Genomic DNA, 15,251 nt, shown 5'->3' with positions numbered 1-15,251 from the left:
ACTTATGTTTAAACCGACCAGGCTGTCCTTCACCCTCGTCGCACTGCTGGTGAGTGCGGTCGTACAGGCCGACATCGAGGTGCCACTGGGCAGCACGCAGCGCGTCACCCAGTTGTTCGCGTACCCCAACAACTGCAATGTGATCTGCTTTCGGCCATGGTCACTGGAGCAGACCGCCGAACACTATTTGAACCAGAGCCTGCAACGTGACGGTTACAGCCGGGCCAAGGTCAGTGTGAAGACCCACGACGGTCAGGTCACGGCGACCTTCAGCGGCGTGCCAGAGGGCTACGGCCAGCCGCTGACCACGCTGCTCAATACCGCCGATCTCGCTTACCAAGGTGCCCGCCAGCTCAACAGTGACGGCAAATGGGCCTACAACTGGTACCTGTTCCTGCCGCTGGGCATGGCCCTGGAAAACCGCAAAAGCATCGAGCTGTTGCACTTCCCTCCAGATTACTCGCTGACCCAGGCCCAGGATTACCTGGAATCGGCCACCACCGACCGCTGGGCCACCTTGTTAAGCGAAAACGGCGTACCGGCCACGGAAACGCCGGCGTACCAGACCATCATCGATATCGCGCCCATCGCTGCGCCGTCCAATGCCGGCAAAGATCTGGAAACCGTCTATGGCTACTTCACCGACTACCAGACCCGCATGGTCAAGGAACTGAGCCTGCGCCCTGGCGGCGCGTTGCCGATGGTAGCCTTCGGCGCACCGGTGCGTAACTGGATCAAGCAACAATACGGGCAAACCGTGGGCGTGCTGAGCCTGGCGCAGATCAGCCCGGAGCCCGGCAAAACCGTCGCGGTATTGGGCGCCAACCACCCAAGCTACATTTGGTACGCGGCCAGCCCCGACAGTTATGACGGTGACGAACAAAAGGCCGACGACGCCGGCTTGAAAGTGATGGGCCAAGACTTGAGCGCCGCCTGCTGGCAAGCCGGCATGGGCCAGAAACCCGCCAGCGATGCCAATGTATTGCTCAAGGCCTGCCTGAATACGTGGCAGGTCACGCGCAAGGAGCAAACGTGTGAGCTGTTCTACACCTCGGTGCGCCAGCTGACGCCCGAGCAGGCCAACGCCAAGTGCGCCACAGCGCCCATCAAGGCACAGTTGAAACAGCTGAGAAATGCCGCCCCCGCGCCCACCGTCACAGCCCCCGCGCTTTAAGGCGAAAAACCGCTTCTACTGTCAACTTTGACAGTAGAAATAGGATCCCACTTCGGCGAATCTGGGGCCGCGCCCATTTGCTGCAAGACTGGCCATCACACCCGCACGTCCATGCAGCCCCGCTCAGGAGAGTGATGAAAACTCGAGCCATGGATAAGGCTAAAACGGCTGTGAATGACTGCCTCTATCCCTTCAAGACGCTGCTCGTGGAACAGGGTTACCCCTCGACCGAGCACTTTGAGGTCAAGCAAGAGGCTGAAGGGGTTGCAGCCAGGGTCATGGCGCGCGTGGCCTTCGAGAGTCGCATGCGCATTGCCCAGGTTTCCGGTTATGCCGTGAGTGAACGTCGCCCGCACACACTGCAACTGTCACCCCGCATCCACTTGTACGATTGCTGGTTCTGCGGCCTGTTACAGCACTCCTGCAACCCGAACGTGTTTCTGGACACCACGTACCTGGAGCTATGGACGGTGCAACCCATCCACGCCGGCAGCCTGCTGACCCTGGATTACGCCACCACCGAAGACACGCTGGCCCGGCAGTTCGCTTGCCATTGCGGCGAGCTGAACTGCCGGGGCTGGATCACCGGCAACAAGGAGCCGCTGAACGCCGAAGGCCAGGCCTTCATGGCCTGGTGGCGCGAGCACAAGCGACCTTAGGCTTCGCCCAACGGACGCAGGCGGTATTGCGGCGGCAGTTGCTCAAAGCCACTGATGGTGGTGTTCAAACTCTTCCAACGGCCGTCCTTGATGCCATAGATGCAGCCATGGATCGACAGGCTCTGCCCACGGTGCCAGGCATTTTGCACAATGCTGGTGTGGCCGACGTTGGCCACCTGCTGGATCACGTTGAGTTCGCACATGCGGTCTACGCGCTCTTCTTCGGTGGGCAATTGGGCCAGCACATCGCGGTTTTCGTAGTAAAGGTCGCGAATCGTGCGCAGCCAGCCGTCGATCAGGCCGAACTGGCGGTCCTGCATCGACGCACGCACGCCACCACAGCCGTAGTGGCCAGTGACGAGGATGTGTTTGACCTTGAGCACATCCACCGCGTACTGGATCACCGACAGGCAATTGAGGTCGGTGTGCAGCACCACGTTGGCGACGTTGCGGTGCACGAACAGATCACCGGGCAACATGCCGACGATCTCGTTGGCCGGTACACGGGCGTCGGAACAGCCGATCCACAGGTATTCCGGGGTTTGCTGGCGGGCGAGCTTGGCGAAGAATTCGGGATCTTCCTGTTTGATCGCGTCCGCCCAGCGTTCGTTGTTATCAAGCAGGTCTTGTAGTTCGTTCATCAGGGAAGCCTCAGGAATGATGCGCAGTTTTGTGACTGACAAGCCCTCGTCCGGGTCACGCCAGGCGCTAATTAGCTTGAATTTTTTGGCGGCCATGCCTGTCCACACACTATAAGCCCCACATTATGAGGATTGGCCATGACTGAATCACGACGTCCCTACGGCGCAACACAGCCCGAACCGATCGATGACAACGAAGACCGCATGGGTGAGATGCGCGAGCTGGATTTTGACGAGCCCGACCAGACCGCAGAAATCGGCGACGAGTTGCCGCGCGGTGAACGCGACCACTTGATGCCCGACGAACGGGTACGCGAAGCCGGGCTCACCGGGGCTTCGACGGATGATCATGAAGCTACCGATGATGATATGAGCCCGGAAACGCTGATCCGTGAGGATGGCGCGCGGGATGCGCAGGAGCAAGGCGAAGACAATGCCGCCGACTACGACTTGAGCGTCGTGGGAGAAAATGACATTGGGGGCGGGAATGGCTTGGATGAGGCGGAACTGGCGGATCTGGACCCGCTGAACCGCAAGCGCTGATCGATCATCACCCTATGTAGGTGTAGGAGCGAGCTTGCTCGCGAAAAACCCACAGGCGCCGCGCTCATCCAGGAAGCACGCGTTATCGTTGACGTTTTTCGCGAGCAAGCTCGCTCCTACAGCTCACGGTTGTTCAGTCGACGAGGGTGCAGGCCATCACGACCGCGTCTTCGCGGCCACCGACTGCCGGGTAGTAATCCCGGCGACGGCCAATTTCGTTGAAGCCATAGCGCTCGTACAACCGAAACGCGCCGGTATTGCTGTCACGCACTTCCAGGAAACATTCCCGGGCATTGGCCGCATAGGCACGGGACATCAAGTGTTCCAGCAGCGCCAGGCCCAGGCCCCGGCCCTGGTTTTCCGGTTTCACGGTAATGTTCAGCAAGTGCGCTTCATCGAGGATGATCTGCACCACCCCATGGCCCACTTGCTGCTCGCCTTCGAACATCAGCCAGATCTGGTACTTGCCCAGCCCGTCGAGGAAAATCCCGCGGGTCCAGGGGTGGCTGAACGCTGCATATTCGATTTTCAGCACGGCGTCGAGGTCGGCCTCGGTCATCGGGCGGAAGGATAAAGCCTCACTCATCAGTTGTTTTCCAGCGCGCCATCAGCCGGCGCATGGCTTGCCAGACATCAGCCTTACGCTGTGGCTCTTCCATTAATAATTCCAGGCCCGGCAGGGCCCACACCGAACCCAGGCCTTCAACCTGCAGCTCGCGGTACCAGGCCTCGGCGTTGGCTTCACCGGCAAACCGCACGGCGGGCAGGCCGATCAGCCACAGGCACACGCAGGGCTCGTCTTCCAAGCGCGCCGAGACAAACCCTTGGACGAAATCTCGCGCGGCCTCGGGCCCCTGGTCCATGGTACCGCGCACCAGCAGCGGCCAGCGCACCGGCTCACCGACAATTTGCGGGCTGTCGGGCAGGCCGGCGGCGCGCAGCATGTCCTTGAGCAACAGGTAGGCCGGGTCACGGGACTGGAAACGTTCGCCGGTCGGCAGTTCCACCAGCACCAGGCAACGTCCGGCCCGCAGCAATTGCAGGGCAAAGCGTGGCGGCGGCACCACCGGCGCCTTGGCCACGGGAGCAGCCTCCTCCATCACCTTGGCAGCCTTGGTCACCGGCGCAGGGCGCGGCACTTCGATCTTGGCCCGCTCGACCGCCGGGCGCGCCTCAGGGGTGGGTTTGACCACCGCCACGGGCGCGGCCGCTTCTTCTCCCGACGGCTCGAACGCCTCATAGGGCTCAAGCGCCTGCAACAACTCGGGCCGCGACGGCGCGGCAAACGGCAGTTCGGTGCGGGGCAGCCAGTTGACCACCTGCATGGCGGTCAAGTAAGCGCGACGTCGGGACTCGATAAGCACAGCTCGGCCACTTGTGGATAAGTAAAGAGCGGGGATTCTACCGCTGTTCAGCCACAATCGCCCACTGCGCACTGACCGGCTGTGGATAAATCCCGCGCGTGATGCAGTACAATCGCGACTTTTAATCGCCAACCAGCCGGCCATTCCCATGATCGAACCCAAGCGCGTCCTGCGCGCCCTCGCCGAACACTGGGCCTTACTTGAGCCTCTGTGCGAACACTTCGACCAAGGCACCCTGAGCCTGGCCGAGCTGCGCGCGCAGTTGGCCGCCCAACAACTGGACAGCACGCCCCAGGACATCACCAGCCTGCTGGACGTATGGATTCGCCTGGATATCCTGGTGCCTGTCGCCAAGAGCCCGAACCGTTTCGAGCTCAACGCGCAGATCCACGACTTCCTCGCCTATCTTCGCAAGGAGCACCGGCTTGGCCTGTGCCTGGAAATCGAAGCCTACCTGCGCCACCTGGAGCGCCTGGCCGGTTACATCCAGGACGCCTTCGACATCCGCGACGGCCACGACCTGGCCCGGCAACTGCGCCTGTTGGATATGCGCGTGCGCGATGTGCTCAAAAAGCTCGCCAACGATGAACAAGCCCTCGCCGCCGTGGCCGACCGCGCCAAGACCAGCGACCGGCAGATCCCGTTGCGCCAGCGTTACGCCGAAGTATTGGCGACTTGGGACGAATACGTCGAGCCGATGATCCAGCTGGTGAACGCCGACGGCGCCTTCGAGCAAGGCGTACGCAAGGTGGAAAACGTGCTGCTGCGCATGCTCACCGAGCAACAGCGTCTTGGCCACCTGGTGGATGACGACATGCTGCTGCGCACCCACGCGCGCATCCTCGAAATGCAAACCAGCGCCCAGCTGACCTTGCGCCATGCGCGGGAGTTGCTGCTGCCGCTGCGTGAAGAAGCACGCCGGCATAACGCCGTGACTCGCGGCGCGGCGCTGGCCCTGTCGGCGATTCGCCGCAAAGGCCTGGATGCGGTGCCGCAAGCGGCGATGCCGATGTTCACCCGGCCGCAAAGCACCTTCCTGGGCAGTGCCAGCCAGGTCGAAGCCTATGTGTATGCCCTGGCCAATTTCGAACCCAAACCGGCGCGTTTCCCCAAGGCGCACAAGTCCCACAAAGGCGAAGCCCAGCGCGCACCGCGTACGGTCAAGGAAATGCTCGAGCGCTGCGAAGACGCGCTGCCGATGCCCGACCTGATGACCTGGCTGCTGGAGCAGGAACCGGACGGCGCCACCGATGAATTGCTGTACTGGTTCTCGCGCCTGTCCCGGGAAAAACGCTTCAAGCGCGAGCGCCTGGAACGTCGCGATTACCACACCCACGAGCACCAGGTCAGCCTGCGCTCCTTCGCCCTGCTCCCGGCCGGCGTCGATGCCACCGAGAATTCTGCGAGCACGCCTTATGCATCTTGATCTATCCGAACTGTCCCAGCTGGCGCCGATCTTTCGCGAGCTGTTCAAGGGTTACCACGTCAGTCGTCGCGACCCGGAGTTGTACGCGCAATTGTCGAACTTCCAGGACCAGTACCGCACGCTGTTCAAGGCCCTGGGCTTTGAGCTCGTGTGCGATACCCGCGGCTTCTACTACTTCGTGCCGGACACTGCCGTGGCTGCCGCGCAGGTGAACAAGACCGCCCAGCGCCTGGCCCTGTTTACCTTCATCATCGTCGAACACCTGGCCGACCAGGGTCGCGACCCGATTGCCGTGCTCGACGGTGGCAGCCTGGGCCGCGATGAGCTGCCTTCGTTGCTGGAGAAATACCGCGACCTGTTTATCCAGGCCGAGGTACAGACCCAGGAAGAGCTCGAAGAAAAAATCATGCGCCGCATGACCCAACTGGGTTTTGCCAGCGAAGACAACGGTATCTACCGCTTCCTGCCGCCGATGCACCGCTTCCTGGATGTGTGCCTGTCGGTGCAGCAAGACCGCGACCTTGCCGCCAGCGTGCAAAGCGTATTGCCGCTGCCGGCGCCGGTGATCATCGACGAAGACAGCGATGAAAAACTGCTGAAGACCGACGACCCGCTGGATCTGAGCGCCTTCACCGAAGAAAGCGAAGAAGATGCCCTGGCCCGCGCCATTGCCGAAGAACAGGAGACCGACGCATGAGTAAGGAACGCTACGGCATCCGCCGCTTCGCCCTATTGAACACCGCCGGTTACAGCCTGGGTTTGTTCCCACTGGAAGAACCGCTGTCGGTGTACGGCGCCAACAACCTGGGTAAATCCGCCTCGATCAACGCCTTGCAGTTCCCGATCCTGGCACGCATGTCGGACATGAGCTTCGGCAAGTACACCCTGGAACAATCGCGGCGCTTCTACTTTGCCACCGACACCAGCTACATCCTGGTAGAAGTCTCCCTGCCCCACGGCCCCCACGTCATCGGCGTGGTCGGTCGCGGCCCGGGCGGTGGCTTTGGTCACCAGTTCTTTGCCTATGCGGGCAAGCTGGACCTGGCCCACTACCAGAAAAACGACACCTGCCTGCGCCAGAAAGAGCTGTTCACCAACCTTGAGCGCGAGGGCCTGAAAGCCTATGAACTCAAGCCCGATGAGCTGCGGCGCTTGCTGGTGGGCGGGCATACGTCTATCCCGCTGGACCTGACCCTGATTCCGCTGCGTTCCACCAGCGAGCAGAGCTTGAAGACGTTCCGCGCGCTGTTTATCAACCTGCTGCACATGCGCGAAATCACCGCGGCCAAGCTCAAGCAACTGTTCCTCGATGCCTTCGAACACAGCCTGCGTTCGGGCAGTGTCGATTACATCGCGGCCTGTGAAGAAGCCTTCCGCGATGTGCGACGCATGGAGCAGGACTACAACTCGCTGGTGGCAGCCGGCCCCTTGGTTGAAGCCTTGGCCAATGGCGTGAAACAGCGCGACGCCCTGCGCGGCAAACTGCATCGCCTGTCGCCGCTGCTGGATTCATTGCTGGGCACCTGGTCGGACTACGCCAGCGCGCGCAAGGAAGAGCTGACCATCCAGGCCGAACACTACCGCAACGAGCAAGACGCGCTGCAGAACGACCAGCGCGGCGGCACCCAGGAGCTGATGCGCTTGGAGCGGGAAATCAGTGGCATCCAGCGTTGGTTGGGCGAGTTGTCGGTGCTCAAGCACCGCTTTGCCCTGGTGGATGACGTCAAGATGCTGGAGCAACAACTGCTCGCCGCCAAGGACGCCCACGATGAACTGGCGGGCGCCTTGGCGCAGTCGCGACAGTTCAGCGCCGAGGACTTGGAAGAGCGCCTGCGCGACCTGGAAAAGCGCTTGAAGTCGGTCAAGCAGCAGCTCGATCACGCGGACAACAACAGCTACGCCAAGCTGCGTGAAGAGTTCTCGCAACAGGATGTCGAGCGCCTGATGCGCCTGTTCAATAGCTCGTTGTTCAGCCTGCCACTGGGCGAACATGGCATCACGCTGGACGAAGACGGCCAGTGGGTCAAATCCCTGGAGCAGATCCTCGATGGCTTCAAGGGCGAGCGCTTTGAAGTGCCGGGGCTGTCCATCGACATCTCGCACATCGAGCCGCCGGCCCTGCAAGCCCTGGCGGACCGCGCCGCGTTGCGTGACCAGAAAGAGCGCCTGGAAAAAGAACTCAAGCAACTGAAAACCCAGCAGGCCGTGGCCTCTGACCGCGCCGCAAGCAAGACCCAGACCGAAGCGCTGTACCAGCAGGTACTGGATGCCCAGAAGGCCCTGGAAGACTTCCGCCGCACCCAGACCCTGAGCGCCGAAGAAGGCGAGAAACTGGAAAACCTGGCGCAGATGGAAGCGGCCCAGGACGAGTTGAAGCGTTCCAGCGATGCCTTTACCGAACGCGTCCAGCAACTGTCGGCCAAGCTGCAATTGGTCGGTCGCCAGATCGGCGACATGGAAGCCAAGCAGCGCACGCTGGATGACGCGTTGCGCCGTCGTCAGCTGTTGCCGGCGGACCTGCCGTTCGGCACGCCGTTCATGGACCCGGTCGACGACTCCATGGACAACCTGTTGCCGCTGCTCAATGACTATCAGGACAGCTGGCAGGGCTTGCTGCGCGCCGATGGCCAGATCGAAGCGCTGTACGCCCAGGTGCGCCTCAAGGGCGTGGCCAAGTTCGACAGTGAGGATGATGTCGAGCGTCGCCTGCAACTGCTGATCAACGCCTATGCGCACCGTACCGACGAAGCGCTGACCCTCGGCAAGGCGCGCCGTGCAGCGGTCACCGATATCGCCCGTACCCTGCGCAATATCCGCAGCGACTACGACAGCCTGGAACACCAGTTGGCGCTGTTCAACCGCGAGATCAACAAACGCCAGGTCTCCAACCTGCAAAGCTTCCGCATCGTACTGGCGCCGAACAAGGAAGCGCTCAAGCATATCGACCAGATCATCCACAGTGCCGGTCAGTATGAAGAAGGCGAGACCCTCTCGGTGTTCGACCTCAGCCAAAGCGCCGAACAGGACAACAAGAACGAAGAAGCCAAGGAATACCTGGCTCGCCTGGTAGCCGCCAACCATAACCAGTTGGGCCTCAAGGACTTGTTCGAGTTGGCGTTCGAAATCACCAAGGTTCACGGCCAGCCGGTGATCCATACCGACATCGACGGCGCTGCGTCCAACGGCACCACCATGACCATCAAGGCGCTGACCAACATGTACTTGTTGCTGCACCTGATGGACCGCGACCAGGCCGGTCGCGTGCGCTTGCCGTATTACCTGGATGAAGCGGCAGACATCGATGAGAAGAACCAGGCAGCGCTGTTGGAAACCAGCCTGCAATTGGGCTTTGTGCCGATCCTGGCCAGTGTGAAGCCGCAGGTGTCCGCCCAGGTGGCGATCGACCTGGAAGGCGGCAGCGGGCCGAACGGGATCTACATTGATGAGGCGGACTGGAAGTACATCCGTCGCCATGATGTGGTCAAGGCGACGATGAATGTGCAGGCGGACGAGCCGGAGCTGGATGAAGTCTGACGGGCTGTACTGAAAGGCAAAAAGGCCGCGATCTTTTGGATCGCGGCCTTTTTTTCGGCTTGGGTTTTGTGGTGTTTTGGCGGGCCTCTTCGCGGGCAAGCCCGCTCCCACAGTTGACCGAGTTTCCCCGTAGGGATGCGATCGAATGTGGGAGCGGGCTTGCTCGCGAAGGCCGCGCCTCGGTTTATTTACCCAGTGGAATCTTGGGCGCCCAGGTCAGCCATTCATCCTCAAACTTGTCGAACAACGGGAACGTCTGCTGCGGCCGTGCCGGGTTGCCCATGCGCTCGCCATCCGGCGTGGCAAAGGCGATCCCGCCGGCCACCAATGTCTCCAGGGACTCGGTACGCACGGTCGCGCCCTTGAACAAACCGAAGTCGAGGCCAAAGCCGCTGGTGTTCCAGAAGCGGCTGCCACTGCGTACCAGCGGCGCGTACTTGGGCTCGATCAGGATGTGCACCAGCACACGGTCAGCGGTCTGGCCCAGCTCATAGCCGATGACTTTGCCGACCGTCACTTCACGGTAGGTGACCGGCACGCCTTCCTTCAAGGAACCACGGCGGGCGGCGCTGAGTGTGAGGCTCAGGCCAGCTTCCTGATGCACCGCTTCGGGCGGCTGGGGCAGGGCGACAAAACTCTTTTGCGGGCCGGCGTTTTTTGCGGCCGGCTGCACTTCGATGTATTGGCCGGTGACCAGGGTCTCCAGGTTAGCCGTCTTCATCAGCCCCAGTTCCGGCTTGACCACCCAGAACTGACTGCCGGTACGCGCAATGCGGTCCGCAACCTGGGTGATACGCGCCTTGAGCAGCACCGACTGCATGTCGGCACTGAGGTCGACACTCTCGATCTTGCCCACATCCAGCCCCTTGAAGCGCACTGGTGTGCCGGCGCTCAGGCCGTCGGCGCGCTCGACTTTGATGGTCACCAGCGTGCCGTGCTGGTTGGCGGCATCACGGTCGGCGTACAGGCGGAAGCGCGGGATGCGATGTTTCAATGGCACGTTCGGTTCCGGCGTTTCGAAGGCGATACCGCCCGCCATCAGGCTGGCCAGGGATTCGCTTTTGACCTGGATACCGCCCGTGAGGCCGCCCGTAAGGGTGACGCCGCTGGCATTCCAGAAGCGCGTCGAGCCGTTGACCAGGCTTTCGTATTCCTTCTCGATATGAACGCCGATCACCAGTTGTTTTTTCTTGCGCGAAAACTGGTAGCTCTGCACCGAACCGACTTTGACCTGCTTGTACAGAATCGGGCTGCCGACATCCAGCGAGCCCAGGCTGTCGGTGAGCAACACCATGTGCAGGCCCGGGGAACGCAGGTCCAACGGCGGCGCCTTGGCACGGGCTACATATTCGCGTTGTGGCGGGGTACCTTTATCGCCTGGGCGAATCGCGATGTAGTTACCCTTGACCAAGGCCTCCAGGCCGGTGATGCCTGCCAGGGAGATGGACGGTTTGACCACCCAGAACTGCGTGTCCTCGACCAGATAGTCCTCGGCCAATGGGTCGAGGGTCAGCTCGGCGCTGGCGCTGGACAGGTCCGGGTCGATCTTCAGGGTTTTCAGGCTGCCGACCTGGATGCCTTTGTACATGACCGGCGTACGCCCGGCCTGCAGGCCTTCAAAGTCGGTGAGTTTGACCTTGACCTTGATCCCCGCTGCGGCGGCATCGAAATCTTCGTATAGGCGGAAAGGCAGGCTCGGGTCGGTGGGCGGGCTGTCTTTGCGATTCTCTGGCGTGGCGAAGGCGATACCCCCGGCGACAATGCTGGAGAGGGATTCGCTGCGCACTTTCAAACCGGAAAGGTTGGCGTCGATACTGATGCCGCTGGCGTTCCAGAAACGCGTGTGTTTGCGCACCAAGTTGGCGTAGGTCGGTTCGATATAGACCTTGATCTCGACGGTGCTCTGATCCTCGGACAGCAGGTAGCTTTTGACCTGGCCGACCTGAATCTGCTTGTAGAACACCGGACTGCCACGGTTCAGCGAGCCCAGGCGGTCGGCCTTGAGGGTCAGGTGCAAGCCGGGCTTGGCGTCGGATAACGGCGGCTCTTCGGAGAGCGCCTTGAACTTGCGCGTGGGCTCGCCATCACCTGGGCTGGCGGCAATGTAATTACCTGAGACCAGGGTTTCCAGGCCGGTGATACCGGCAAGGCTGACGCTGGGCTTGACCAACCAGAAGCGAGTGTTGGTCTTGAGATACTGCTCAACGTCCTTGTTCATCTCGATGGTGGCGATCACCCCGCGATTGCTGCCCTCGTCATCCAGGGCCAGGGTTTTCACCTTACCCACGGTCATGCCTTTGTAGACCACTTCGGTCTTGTTGACCTGAATACCTTCGCCGCTTTCAAAGCGAACTTGAATCTCGATACCTTGCTGGGAATAGGCACGCCACCCCAGCCAGCCACCGATGATCAGGGCAATCAGGGGCAACACCCAAATGGCCGACCAGTTAGAAGCTGGGCGGGTTTTAGCTTTAGGCAAATCACTCATGGTCGTCGTCCGACTCCGTGTTATCCCAAATCAGTCGGGGATCGAAAGTTACTGCGGCTAGCATCGTCAAGATCACCACACTGGCGAACGCCGCAGCGCCGAGGTTGGCCTCGACGCTGGCGAGTCGCCCAAAGTTAACGACCGCCACCAGGATGGCGATCACGAAGATATCCAGCATGGACCAACGCCCAATGAACTCGATAAAGCGATACATCACAATGCGTTGTTGCGCGGACAGCGGTTGGTGACGCTGCACCGAGAACAGCAGTAGGCCAATGCCGACCAACTTGAAGGTCGGTACCAGGATACTGGCGATGAACACCACGGCAGCGATCGGGAACATCCCGTGCTGCACCAACTGGATGACACCCGACATGATAGTGCTGGGGTCGCCTTGGCCGAGGGAGTTGACCGTCATGATGGGTAACAGGTTAGCGGGGATATACAGGATCGCCGCGGTGATCAACAGCGCCCAGGTGCGCGTGAGGCTATTGGGACGACGGGCATGGATCAATGCACCGCAACGGGTGCAGAGCTGCTCATCGGTATCCGCGTCCTGCTTGTTCAACTCATGGCATTCGGTACAAATCAGAATGCCCGCATCAATCGCCCGCATGGTCATCCTCTCCTGACAGCGCTTGCCAGATCTGATGGGGCGACATCACCACCTCAAGCAGAACTTGGACCATTAATAAACTGACGAAGCAGACCAGACCCAGGCCAATGGTGATGGAGGCCATGTCGGCGAGCTTTACGATCGCCACCAGCACACCCATCAAGTAGACCTCCAACATCCCCCAGTCCTTCATGTGGTGGTAGATGCGGTATAGCAGCAGCCCGTAGTTGCGACCGATGTTCCAGCGAATACTGAGCAACACGGCCAATTGGCACAGGAGCTTTAGCAAGGGGATGCCCATGCTGCACAGGAACACCACGGCGGCAACGCCTTGCATACCGGTATCGAACAGGCCGACGACGCCGCTCCACACGGTGTCCTCCGAGGACTGCCCGAGTAGATTGAGCTGCATGATGGGCAAAAAGTTCGCGGGGATGTACAGCAGCAGGGCTGCCAGTACCAAGGCGAGGCTGCGCTCGACCACATTGTGCCGGTGAGCGTATAGCTCGTAGCCACAGCGTGGGCATTGGGCTTTTTCGCCGAGGGCGAGGGTTGGTTTGCGCATCAGCAAGTCGCACTCATGGCATGCCACCAAGTCGTCCAGCGGTAAATCCGACACCTCGCGGGCGTCAACCGGATCGGGCATAGATAGGGCTCTGACTCTAAAAATGGTTAGGTGGCTATTCTAGTGGTGTCGCTCAGAAATAACTGTGCAAATTTATCGGGGTAGTCAGGTCGGGGTTTGGGGGAACAAATGGACGGGGACAAGGTGGACACTTTTCAGCGCCCAAAACAAAACCCCAACTGCTTTCGCAATTGGGGTTTCGGAATTTAATCTTGACGATGACCTACTCTCACATGGGGAAACCCCACACTACCATCGGCGATGCATCGTTTCACTGCTGAGTTCGGGATGGGATCAGGTGGTTCCAATGCTCTATGGTCGTCAAGAAATTCGGGTACTGAGTCGTGGCCAGTTGGCCTCGCTTCAGCAAATTGGGTAGGTGATAGATCTCGGTGTTTTGTGAGCGTCGAACTTTCGGTTCATTTTCGTCTTCACACACCGCAATCTGATGCTCGTTAGAGTAGTCAAATTGCTTGGGTGTTATATGGTCAAGCCTCACGGGCAATTAGTATTGGTTAGCTCAACGCCTCACAGCGCTTACACACCCAACCTATCAACGTCGTAGTCTTCGACGGCCCTTCAGGGAACTCAAGGTTCCAGTGAGATCTCATCTTGAGGCTAGTTTCCCGCTTAGATGCTTTCAGCGGTTATCTATTCCGAACATAGCTACCCGGCAATGCCACTGGCGTGACAACCGGAACACCAGAGGTTCGTCCACTCCGGTCCTCTCGTACTAGGAGCAGCCCCTCTCAAATCTCAAACGTCCACGGCAGATAGGGACCGAACTGTCTCACGACGTTCTAAACCCAGCTCGCGTACCACTTTAAATGGCGAACAGCCATACCCTTGGGACCGGCTTCAGCCCCAGGATGTGATGAGCCGACATCGAGGTGCCAAACACCGCCGTCGATATGAACTCTTGGGCGGTATCAGCCTGTTATCCCCGGAGTACCTTTTATCCGTTGAGCGATGGCCCTTCCATACAGAACCACCGGATCACTAAGACCTACTTTCGTACCTGCTCGACGTGTCTGTCTCGCAGTCAAGCGCGCTTTTGCCTTTATACTCTACGACCGATTTCCGACCGGTCTGAGCGCACCTTCGTACTCCTCCGTTACTCTTTAGGAGGAGACCGCCCCAGTCAAACTACCCACCATACACTGTCCTCGATCCGGATAACGGACCTGAGTTAGAACCTCAAAGTTGCCAGGGTGGTATTTCAAGGATGGCTCCACGCAGACTGGCGTCCACGCTTCAAAGCCTCCCACCTATCCTACACAAGCAAATTCAAAGTCCAGTGCAAAGCTATAGTAAAGGTTCACGGGGTCTTTCCGTCTAGCCGCGGATACACTGCATCTTCACAGCGATTTCAATTTCACTGAGTCTCGGGTGGAGACAGCGCCGCCATCGTTACGCCATTCGTGCAGGTCGGAACTTACCCGACAAGGAATTTCGCTACCTTAGGACCGTTATAGTTACGGCCGCCGTTTACCGGGGCTTCGATCAAGAGCTTCGCGTTAGCTAACCCCATCAATTAACCTTCCGGCACCGGGCAGGCGTCACACCCTATACGTCCACTTTCGTGTTTGCAGAGTGCTGTGTTTTTAATAAACAGTCGCAGCGGCCTGGTATCTTCGACCGGCATGAGCTTACGGAGCAAGTCCTTCACCCTCACCGGCGCACCTTCTCCCGAAGTTACGGTGCCATTTTGCCTAGTTCCTTCACCCGAGTTCTCTCAAGCGCCTTGGTATTCTCTACCCAACCACCTGTGTCGGTTTGGGGTACGGTTCCTGGTTACCTGAAGCTTAGAAGCTTTTCTTGGAAGCATGGCATCAACCACTTCGTTATCTAAAAGATAACTCGTCATCAGCTCTCGGCCTTAGAATCCCGGATTTACCTAAGATTCCAGCCTACCACCTTAAACTTGGACAACCAACGCCAAGCTGGCCTAGCCTTCTCCGTCCCTCCATCGCAATAACCAGAAGTACAGGAATATTAACCTGTTTTCCATCGACTACGCTTTTCAGCCTCGCCTTAGGGACCGACTAACCCTGCGTCGATTAACGTTGCGCAGGAAACCTTGGTCTTTCGGCGTGGGTGTTTTTCACACCCATTATCGTTACTCATGTCAGCATTCGCACTTCTGATACCTCCAGCAAGCTTCTCAACTCACCTTCACAG

At 59.8% G+C, this 15,251-nt stretch carries 12 protein-coding genes and 2 rRNA genes (1 of these 14 running past the window's edge); 6 read left to right on the top strand and 8 right to left on the bottom strand.

The genetic code is table 11. The annotated features are described in order from the left end of the window. Positions 1-4: 4 nt before the first annotated feature. Together ACWHXD_RS03415 and ACWHXD_RS03410 are read left to right on the top strand one after the other, a co-directional pair. On the top strand, positions 5-1,174 hold the full coding sequence (locus ACWHXD_RS03415; RefSeq protein ID WP_032893709.1) for a hypothetical protein: 1,170 nt from the start codon (positions 5-7) through the stop codon (positions 1,172-1,174). Positions 1,175-1,308: 134 nt separating this feature from the next. Continuing rightward, positions 1,309-1,833 carry an SET domain-containing protein-lysine N-methyltransferase gene (locus ACWHXD_RS03410; protein ID WP_098949653.1) on the top strand — a complete coding sequence of 175 codons (525 nt, stop codon included), beginning with the start codon at positions 1,309-1,311 and terminating at the stop codon, positions 1,831-1,833. Here ACWHXD_RS03410 and can read toward each other — a convergent pair. Continuing rightward, on the bottom strand, positions 1,830-2,474 hold the full coding sequence (can, locus tag ACWHXD_RS03405) for a carbonate dehydratase (RefSeq protein ID WP_003188288.1): 645 nt from the start codon (positions 2,472-2,474) through the stop codon (positions 1,830-1,832). The two genes, ACWHXD_RS03410 and can, sit on opposite strands and share 4 nt — an antisense overlap. 138 nt (positions 2,475-2,612) lie before the next feature. Between can and ACWHXD_RS03400 the strand changes: the two genes are divergently transcribed. Continuing rightward, positions 2,613-3,017, top strand: coding sequence for a serine kinase/phosphatase (locus ACWHXD_RS03400; RefSeq protein WP_138761223.1), 405 nt, complete (start codon positions 2,613-2,615; stop codon positions 3,015-3,017). A 133-nt stretch (positions 3,018-3,150) separates the two neighbouring features. Here ACWHXD_RS03400 and rimI read toward each other — a convergent pair whose 3' ends face one another. After that, positions 3,151-3,603, bottom strand: coding sequence for a ribosomal protein S18-alanine N-acetyltransferase (gene rimI / locus ACWHXD_RS03395; RefSeq protein WP_003188286.1), 453 nt, complete (start codon positions 3,601-3,603; stop codon positions 3,151-3,153). Beyond that, on the bottom strand, positions 3,596-4,342 hold the full coding sequence (locus ACWHXD_RS03390) for a flagellar biosynthesis protein FlhF (RefSeq protein WP_138761445.1): 747 nt from the start codon (positions 4,340-4,342) through the stop codon (positions 3,596-3,598). Before ACWHXD_RS03390 ends, rimI begins: the two co-directional genes overlap by 8 nt. Positions 4,343-4,529: 187 nt before the next feature. Between ACWHXD_RS03390 and mksB the strand changes: the two genes are divergently transcribed. Genes mksB through mksF form a run of 3 tightly spaced genes read left to right on the top strand, consistent with a single transcriptional unit; the run spans position 4,530 to position 9,341 of the window. After that, positions 4,530-5,807 carry an Mks condensin complex protein MksB gene (gene mksB / locus ACWHXD_RS03385; RefSeq protein WP_032893713.1) on the top strand — a complete coding sequence of 426 codons (1,278 nt, stop codon included), beginning with the start codon at positions 4,530-4,532 and terminating at the stop codon, positions 5,805-5,807. Next, positions 5,797-6,504 (top strand): Mks condensin complex protein MksE, encoded by a 708-nt coding sequence (gene mksE, locus ACWHXD_RS03380; protein WP_138761222.1) that lies wholly within the window; start codon positions 5,797-5,799, stop codon positions 6,502-6,504. The genes mksB and mksE overlap by 11 nt, the downstream gene beginning before the upstream one ends. Continuing rightward, the gene (gene mksF / locus ACWHXD_RS03375; protein ID WP_032893715.1) at positions 6,501-9,341 is read left to right on the top strand and encodes an Mks condensin complex protein MksF; all 2,841 of its coding nucleotides are present in this window, start codon (positions 6,501-6,503) and stop codon (positions 9,339-9,341) included. Before mksE ends, mksF begins: the two co-directional genes overlap by 4 nt. A 184-nt stretch (positions 9,342-9,525) precedes the next feature. Here the strand turns inward: mksF and ACWHXD_RS03370 are convergent, their stop codons facing one another. The 5 genes from ACWHXD_RS03370 to ACWHXD_RS03350 form a co-directional block, all read right to left on the bottom strand. Next, positions 9,526-11,829, bottom strand: coding sequence for a PqiB family protein (locus ACWHXD_RS03370; protein WP_138761221.1), 2,304 nt, complete (start codon positions 11,827-11,829; stop codon positions 9,526-9,528). Continuing rightward, the gene (locus ACWHXD_RS03365; protein WP_032893717.1) at positions 11,822-12,445 is read right to left on the bottom strand and encodes a paraquat-inducible protein A; all 624 of its coding nucleotides are present in this window, start codon (positions 12,443-12,445) and stop codon (positions 11,822-11,824) included. Before ACWHXD_RS03365 ends, ACWHXD_RS03370 begins: the two co-directional genes overlap by 8 nt. Continuing rightward, positions 12,432-13,091 carry a paraquat-inducible protein A gene (locus tag ACWHXD_RS03360; protein ID WP_003188275.1) on the bottom strand — a complete coding sequence of 220 codons (660 nt, stop codon included), beginning with the start codon at positions 13,089-13,091 and terminating at the stop codon, positions 12,432-12,434. The genes ACWHXD_RS03365 and ACWHXD_RS03360 overlap by 14 nt, the downstream gene beginning before the upstream one ends. A 189-nt stretch (positions 13,092-13,280) precedes the next feature. Next, a 5S ribosomal RNA gene (gene rrf / locus ACWHXD_RS03355) occupies positions 13,281-13,396 on the bottom strand. Positions 13,397-13,554: 158 nt separating this feature from the next. Beyond that, positions 13,555-15,251 (bottom strand): 23S ribosomal RNA (locus ACWHXD_RS03350); it runs 1,195 nt beyond the window's last position.

The sequence above is a fragment of the Pseudomonas fjordensis genome (assembly GCF_976987115.1).
This window is presented reverse-complemented; position numbering and strand designations above follow the sequence as displayed.

What these genes read in the sequence shown, in the direction of transcription:
- ACWHXD_RS03415 (WP_032893709.1), top strand. Translation starts at nt 5, where the DNA reads ATGTTTAAACCGACCAGGCTGTCCTTCACCCTCGTCGCACTGCTGGTG.
- ACWHXD_RS03410 (WP_098949653.1), top strand. Translation starts at nt 1,309, where the DNA reads ATGAAAACTCGAGCCATGGATAAGGCTAAAACGGCTGTGAATGACTGC.
- can (WP_003188288.1), bottom strand. Translation starts at nt 2,474, where the DNA reads ATGAACGAACTACAAGACCTGCTTGATAACAACGAACGCTGGGCGGAC.
- ACWHXD_RS03400 (WP_138761223.1), top strand. Translation starts at nt 2,613, where the DNA reads ATGACTGAATCACGACGTCCCTACGGCGCAACACAGCCCGAACCGATC.
- rimI (WP_003188286.1), bottom strand. Translation starts at nt 3,603, where the DNA reads ATGAGTGAGGCTTTATCCTTCCGCCCGATGACCGAGGCCGACCTCGAC.
- ACWHXD_RS03390 (WP_138761445.1), bottom strand. Translation starts at nt 4,342, where the DNA reads ATGCAGGTGGTCAACTGGCTGCCCCGCACCGAACTGCCGTTTGCCGCG.
- mksB (WP_032893713.1), top strand. Translation starts at nt 4,530, where the DNA reads ATGATCGAACCCAAGCGCGTCCTGCGCGCCCTCGCCGAACACTGGGCC.
- mksE (WP_138761222.1), top strand. Translation starts at nt 5,797, where the DNA reads ATGCATCTTGATCTATCCGAACTGTCCCAGCTGGCGCCGATCTTTCGC.
- mksF (WP_032893715.1), top strand. Translation starts at nt 6,501, where the DNA reads ATGAGTAAGGAACGCTACGGCATCCGCCGCTTCGCCCTATTGAACACC.
- ACWHXD_RS03370 (WP_138761221.1), bottom strand. Translation starts at nt 11,829, where the DNA reads ATGAGTGATTTGCCTAAAGCTAAAACCCGCCCAGCTTCTAACTGGTCG.
- ACWHXD_RS03365 (WP_032893717.1), bottom strand. Translation starts at nt 12,445, where the DNA reads ATGCGGGCGATTGATGCGGGCATTCTGATTTGTACCGAATGCCATGAG.
- ACWHXD_RS03360 (WP_003188275.1), bottom strand. Translation starts at nt 13,091, where the DNA reads ATGCCCGATCCGGTTGACGCCCGCGAGGTGTCGGATTTACCGCTGGAC.